This window comes from Candidatus Sodalis sp. SoCistrobi (assembly GCF_900143145.1).
Taxonomy (GTDB): Bacteria; Pseudomonadota; Gammaproteobacteria; order Enterobacterales; family Enterobacteriaceae; genus SoCistrobi.
Genome location: NZ_FRDB01000391.1, coordinates 1 through 901 on the forward strand (window position 1 = coordinate 1; position 901 = coordinate 901).

Below are 901 nucleotides of genomic sequence, written 5' to 3' on the forward strand. Positions count from 1 at the left end.
TGCTCATGCTGAGTTTCCAGCACTAGATTAACTGCCCGTTCACGGACTTCCGGAGAGTAACGTTTGGTCGTTGTCATAGAGACCTCCACTTTTAAAGTATAGACTCTAATTTATCCGGGGTGATTCACTATAGCTTTCGTCGAAGGTCATGGCCTTATGGCGGCAATCTGGCTCACTCCGCTCCATGCGGTAGTAGCTAACCACCACATGTTTATTACATACAAGCCAAAGGGTCGGAGACAAAAGAACGTCAAAGCGACACAACCACCACCGAAACCTCCAGAAATCACCAAAACGAAAACCCGAACCCGATTAGTTACAGCATCCATAATTCTTTTTTCTGCCGGGCCGTTGGCCCGGTGGGGAAAAGAACTGTGGGGGGCGGCTGGTGTTTTTGGATTGGCTCGTCTGGGTGGCAGAGGTGGCTGTGAGTTTGGGCGACTGAGCGGCGCGGGTGTGCCCGCTGTAAGCGAAGCCCTTTGGGTTTTGGGGTAGGGGTGAGCGTGTGGTTGGTGGTGAGGTTATCCCCAGAGCGGTGCTCTTGGTTTTCTTTTTCTGTAATAAGAACTTACAGTTACTTTGCATCTATTCCATAGGGGTTATCTATTACCCGTTTTCCCTTGCATCTGTTGGTGGATAAAAAAGACCGGGGGTCGGTTTTAGTGAAATTAAGGGGTGGGGGTGGAGGAAATAACGACGGAGAGGCATGAAAATAAGGGGGGGATTGGGGCAGGGGCGTGCGGAAGCCTGCGCGGTAAAGCGCATCCTGTTCTCTGGGGCGGAAAGCCGGGCAAAAGAGAAGTTAGGGTGTGTCTGGCGGTGGGGCTGTAGAGGCGGCCAGCTTGCGCAGGGCATGGTAGCGCTGGTCAACCAGACGCCGCAGCCCCTGGTGACCCATCGC

The 901-nt window shown here is 53.3% G+C and carries 1 protein-coding gene; it reads left to right on the forward strand.

Features of this window, described 5'->3' with window-relative positions; all coding sequences use genetic code 11:
- Positions 1–706: 706 nt before the first annotated feature.
- The coding region (locus CINSTRO3249_RS17485) for a hypothetical protein (RefSeq protein WP_217265414.1) at positions 707–901 on the forward strand (195 nt) is incomplete at its 3' end.